This window comes from Pseudomonas cyclaminis (assembly GCF_015163715.1).
Taxonomy (GTDB): domain Bacteria; phylum Pseudomonadota; class Gammaproteobacteria; order Pseudomonadales; family Pseudomonadaceae; genus Aquipseudomonas; species Aquipseudomonas cyclaminis.
Map to the genome: position 1 here is coordinate 1 of NZ_JADDUM010000278.1, position 5,269 is coordinate 5,269.

The 5,269-nt window shown below is 63.7% G+C and carries 4 protein-coding genes and 1 pseudogene; 3 read left to right on the forward strand and 2 right to left on the reverse strand.

All coding sequences use genetic code 11. From position 1 onward, the window contains the following. Window positions 1-134: 134 nt before the first annotated feature. Window positions 135-2,096 (reverse strand): sigma-54 interaction domain-containing protein, encoded by a 1,962-nt coding sequence (locus IQK56_RS28090; protein ID WP_193864228.1) that lies wholly within the window; start codon window positions 2,094-2,096, stop codon window positions 135-137. A 185-nt stretch (window positions 2,097-2,281) separates the two neighbouring features. Here IQK56_RS28090 and IQK56_RS28095 point away from each other — a divergent pair, with 185 nt between their 5' ends. From IQK56_RS28095 to IQK56_RS28105, 3 genes are read left to right on the forward strand one after another with little or no spacing between them, the layout of a single operon-like run. After that, window positions 2,282-3,286, forward strand: a complete 1,005-nt coding sequence (locus IQK56_RS28095; protein WP_193864229.1) for a Gfo/Idh/MocA family oxidoreductase — start codon at window positions 2,282-2,284, stop codon at window positions 3,284-3,286. Next, window positions 3,283-4,062 (forward strand): TIM barrel protein, encoded by a 780-nt coding sequence (locus IQK56_RS28100; RefSeq protein ID WP_150675242.1) that lies wholly within the window; start codon window positions 3,283-3,285, stop codon window positions 4,060-4,062. Before IQK56_RS28095 ends, IQK56_RS28100 begins: the two co-directional genes overlap by 4 nt. A gap of 19 nt (window positions 4,063-4,081) precedes the next feature. After that, window positions 4,082-5,008, forward strand: coding sequence for a sugar ABC transporter substrate-binding protein (locus IQK56_RS28105; protein ID WP_122305857.1), 927 nt, complete (start codon window positions 4,082-4,084; stop codon window positions 5,006-5,008). Window positions 5,009-5,122: 114 nt separating this feature from the next. On the opposite strand, the pseudogene IQK56_RS28110 reads toward IQK56_RS28105, so the two are convergent. Then, a pseudogene (locus IQK56_RS28110) lies at window positions 5,123-5,269 on the reverse strand (glutathione-dependent disulfide-bond oxidoreductase); the annotation flags it as partial.

Below are 5,269 nucleotides of genomic sequence, written 5' to 3' on the forward strand. Positions count from 1 at the left end.
TTGTCTGGAAAAACGGGGGCGGCTTGATGGGGCTCTGGCGCCAGCCCAGCGCGGGGCAAGCCCGCTCACCACAGAAGCCAGGCCACCACAGAAGCCAGGTCACCAAAGAGGCCTGCTATGGCCATATTTTGAATTTATACGCCGCGAAAATCCCCGGCACACAGCCCAAACCGACTCATTTTGTTGTACAGCCCACCCCGCGACACGTTCAGTTGTTGGGCGGCCAGGCGGATGTTGCCGCGGGTGCTTTTGAGCGCGGCGATGATGGCGTGCATTTCGTGGCTGCTCAGGTCTTGGGCGGGCTGGGGTTCGTAATGGCGCAGCGTGGCTCGCGGTCGGGTTTCCAGGGGTAAGTCGGCCGATTGGATGAGTTCGCCCGTCGCCAGGTTGGTCGCCCGTTCGATGGCGTTTTCCAGCTCCCGCACATTGCCCGGCCAGCCGTGGGCGCAGAGCAGCGCCAAGGCCTCCGGCGAGAAACCCTGCACCGATTTTCGCAACGAACGTGCACAGCGCGTGAGGAAGTGTCGCGCCAGCAACGGGATGTCTTCGCGGCGCATGCGCAATGGCGGCACGGTCAGGTTCAGGACGTTGAGGCGGTAGTAGAGGTCTTCGCGGAACGCGCCTTCGGCCACGGCCTGGCTGAGGTTGCGGTGGGTGGCGGCGATGATGCGTACGTCCACCTGGCGTGCGCTTTTTGCGCCGACTCGCGCAATTTCACCCTCCTGCAACACCCGCAGCAGGCTGACCTGGGCATCGAAGGACATGTCACCGATCTCATCCAGGAAAATGGTGCCGCCATCCGCCAGTTCGAACTTGCCCGCCGAGCCACCCCGCGCCGAGCCGGTGAACGCGCCTTCGACATGGCCGAACAGTTCACTCTGCACCAGGTCCCGTGGAATCGCGCCGCAGTTGACCGCCACGAACGGGCCGTTGCAGCGCTGGCTGGCGTTATGGATCGCCTGGGCGAACAACTCCTTGCCGGTGCCGCTTTCCCCCAGGATCAAGGTGGTGGAATCGCTGCGACTGGCAATGCGCGCCAGGTGCAGCGCATCCTGGATTGCCCGCGACGTGCCCTGGAGGGTGTCGAAGGTGTACCGCGCCTGGGTGCCGACGATGCGCCGGGTGATTTCGCGGATGCGCCGGTTCTCGCGCAGCGACACGATCACCCCACCCTGTTCCAGCGGGCACACCGAGACCAGGCAGGCGAGTTGGCTGCGGTCGTGCAGGTGGAAGGTGCAATCGAGGTCACGCACCGGCTCACCCAGCGCATCGCTCAATTCGCTGCGGCCCAGGCGCTGGAAGGGGCTGCCCACCAACTCCGGCCCGACCTGGAACAGCTGCCGGGCATAGCGGTTGAGCGCCTTGATGCAGCCGCGTTCATCCAATACCACCAGGCCTTCGTTAAGCACTTCCAGTACGGTTTGCTGTTCTTCAAGCAGCGCTTGCAGGGCCATCTGGCGTGATACCGCTTCGGCAGCGGCTTGTACGGTGCCCAAGGTGTGGAAGTGGAACCAACCGGGCTCGGCGGTGAGGGTGAGCATGGCCAAGGTCTGGCCCTGGGCATTCCTGATTGGCGCGGCGGCGCAGTGCATGCGGCGCTGGCGCAGGCCAACGGCGAAATTTTCCTCGGCCAGCACGTACACCAGGCGGTCTTCGGCCAGGGCCAGGCCGGTGCAGTTGGTGCCTTGTACCGACTCCGACAGGCGACTGCCCACGGGGGTGATGTCCAGCCCGCAGAAATACAGGGTGGTGCCGTCGGCATCGGTGAGGTTGATATGCCCGCGAGGGTTGTAGGCCAGCAGGCCATGCATGACCTGGGCAGCGGCCGCGATCAGCACGCGGTGGCTGGCCAGGGTGGCCGCCAGGATGTGAGGGTCGACAAAACGGTACTGGCTGTCGGCAGGATCGATACCCGCCTCGACGCTGCGCCGCCAGGAATCCCAGATCACCTGGCGCACGTCGGCCGGGCGTTCGACCATACGCGCCTGGCAATCGCGCCACGCTTGCTCCAAGGCATTGATTGGGCCGTCGTTCAGCGCAGCAGGCCCGAGGGCTGTCAGGTAGTCGAGGTCTTGTACGCTGAAGGCCATGCTCATCACGATTATCCATGTTCATATTTTTGACATGTCAGTATAGACATGTCATCAAAATGAACACATTTTGTTTATTGAATTCTTTTAAACTTATAACTATCAACAGCTTACGAATTGGCACAGGCTTTGCTCCTACCCCTTTGCCCATCAGGACTGTCCTGAGGCCAACAATAAGAAGGGGTCACCACATGAGTACACAGAACATCCGCCTGGGCCTGATCGGTGCTGGTCGCATGGGCAGCTTCCACGGCTTGACTGCTGCGCGGCATATCCCCGGCGCCAGCCTGGCCGCCATCGCCGATCCGACCCCGGGTCAAGCCGCTCGCCTGGCAGCGGAGCTGGGCGTGGACAAGGTCTACACCGACCCGCAACAACTGCTCGACGACCCGGACATCGACGGCGTGCTGATCGCCGCTCCTGCCCGCAGCCACGCCGAACTGGTGATCAGCGCCGCCCGCGCCGGCAAAGGGATCTTCTGCGAAAAACCCATGGCCATCACCCTGGATGAGGCCGACCGCGCCATCGCTGCCGCCGCCGATGCCCGCGTGCCGTTGCAGGTCGGCTTCAACCGCCGCTTCGCCAAGAGCTTTCGCACCGCCCACCTCGACGTGCTGGCCGGCCGTATCGGCACCCCGCAACTGCTGCGCTCGCTGACCCGCGACCCGGCGCTGAACAACCCGGCCAACTCGCCGCAATGGGTGATCTTCCTCGAAACCCTGATCCACGACTTCGACACCCTGCGCTACCTCAACCCCGGTGCCGAAGCCGTAGAAGTCCACGTAATGGCCGACGCGCTGATCGCCCCGGAATTCAAAAGCAAAGGCTTCCTCGACACCGCCGTGGTCACGATCCGCTTCGACAATGGCGCGATTGCCACCGCCGAAGCCAACTTCCAGGCCGTGTATGGCTACGACGTGCGCGGCGAAGTCTTCGGCAGCGCCGGCATGCTGACCATGGGTGGTGTGCAGGAATCCGACCTGACGCGCTACCTGGCCCAAGGCATCCAGGCCGACACCCAGCGCCTGGACACCGACCTGCTGCGCGACGCCTACGTCGCCGAGCTCAACCACTTTGTCGACTGCCTGCGCACCGGCGCCAAGCCCCTGGCCAGCGGCGAAGACGCACGTGCGGCCCTGGCAATTGCCCGCGCCTGCATCACCTCGTTCGAGCAAGGCAAGGCGGTGGCCGTATGATCCCGTTCAAGCTGGCGATCAGTGCCGAGATGGTGTTTCTCGACCTGCCCTTCGTCGAGCGCGTCAAACGCATTCACGCCCTGGGCTTCAGCGCCGAAATCTGGGATTGGACCCAAAAGGACATCGACGCGCTGGTCGCCACGGGTGCCGATTTCACCTCAATGACCGGCTACATCAGCGGCACCCTCACCGACCCCGACGGCATCCGCCAGTTGCTCGACAGTGCCCGGGAATCTTTAGGCATCGCCGCACGCCTGAACTGCCCCAGCCTCAACCTGCATGGTACCGGCCTGGGTGAAGGCGGCCTGCCGGTGCAACCCGTGAGCCAGACCACCGGGCGCATGTGGCTGAGCGCCTGCAAGACCCTGGAAAAAATCGCCCGCCTGGGTGAAGACGCCGGCCGCGTGTTCCTGCTGGAAAACCTCAACACCGAGGTCGACCACCCCGGCGTGCCGTTCGCCCGCGCCGAGGACACATTGGCGCTGATCGAAGCCGTGGGCAGCCCGCACGTGAAGATGAACCTGGACCTGTACCACGCGCAGATCGGCGAAGGAAACCTGATCGAGCTGATCCAGCGCGCTGGCCCCGCCATCGGTGAGATCCAGGTGGCCGACGTGCCCGGGCGCAAAGAGCCCGGCACCGGCGAAATCCACTACCCGGCCATCGCCAGGGCCTTGCATGGCATAGGCTATAGCGGCGTGGTCGGCCTGGAAGGCTGGGCCAGCGGCGACAGCGAGCTGGCCCTGGAGCGATTCCGTCAAGCGTTCACCCTATAACAATAAAAGGAACACCCTCATGCATCGCTATTCATTGATCGTTGCCACGCTGTTACTGCTGTTCAGCCCATGGTCCTTCGCCGATTACCGAATCGGCGTGAGCATTGCCAGGGTCGACGATAACTTCATGACCTACGTGCGCAACGGCCTGGACAGCGCCGCCAAGCAGCACGGCGTACAGATCCAGTTCGAAGACGCCCAGGGCGACGTGGTGCGCCAGCTCAACCAGGTCGAAGGCTTCCTCAACCAGAAGGTCGATGCGGTGATCGTACTGCCGGTGGATACTTCCGCCACCGCCAACATGACCCGCGCCGCCGTGGCCGCCAAGACGCCGCTGGTGTACGTCAACCGCCACCCGGATGAACGCACCCTGCCCAAGGGCGTGGTCACCGTGGCCTCCAACGACATTGAGGCCGGGCAATTGCAGATGCGCTTCCTGGCGGAAAAACTCGGTGGCAAGGGCAATGTGGCGATCATCATGGGCGACCTTGCGCAGAACGCCACCCACGACCGCACCGAGGGCGCCAAGCAGGTGCTCAAGGACTTTCCGGGGATCAAGGTGGTGGAGCAACAAAGCGCCGAATGGCAACGTAGCAAAGGCATGGACCTGACCAGCAACTGGTTGCTGGCGGGCACCCAGTTCGACGCCATCGTCGCCAACAATGATGAAATGGCAATTGGCGCGGCCATGGCGTTGCAGCAATCGGGCAAGGCCAAGGGGGAAGTGGCGATTGTCGGTATCGACGGTTTGCCGGACGGGCTGGCGGCGGTCAAGCGCGGGATGCTGGCGGCGTCGGTGTTCCAGGACCCCAAGGCCCAGGCGACCAAGGCGGTGGAGTCGGCGCTCAAGATGATCAAGGGCGAGCCGATCGAGTCGGAGGTGTGGGTGCCGTTTGAACTGATCAAGCCTGAGCAGGTGGCGGTGTTCGAACAGCGCTACAAATAATCCGAGATTCAAATGTGGGAGGGGGCTTGCCCCCGATAGCAGTGGGTCAGTTGATACATTCGTGACTGATCCACCGCTATCGGGGGCAAGCCCCCTCCCACACTTGGACCTCAATCAGTCCAGGTCACTTGCGTCATGGCGTTCGGGCAACTGCTCTTCGCCCGACACCCGGTTCACCCCGCCGCCCCCGCTGCACCGCCGGCCGCGCATCAATCGCGTCCGCCCAGCGCTGCACATGCTTGTATTCGTGTACCGACAGAA

Coding starts and splice junctions, on each gene's coding strand:
- IQK56_RS28090 (WP_193864228.1), bottom strand. CDS start 2,096: ATGAGCATGGCCTTCAGCGTACAAGACCTCGACTACCTGACAGCCCTC.
- IQK56_RS28095 (WP_193864229.1), top strand. CDS start 2,282: ATGAGTACACAGAACATCCGCCTGGGCCTGATCGGTGCTGGTCGCATG.
- IQK56_RS28100 (WP_150675242.1), top strand. CDS start 3,283: ATGATCCCGTTCAAGCTGGCGATCAGTGCCGAGATGGTGTTTCTCGAC.
- IQK56_RS28105 (WP_122305857.1), top strand. CDS start 4,082: ATGCATCGCTATTCATTGATCGTTGCCACGCTGTTACTGCTGTTCAGC.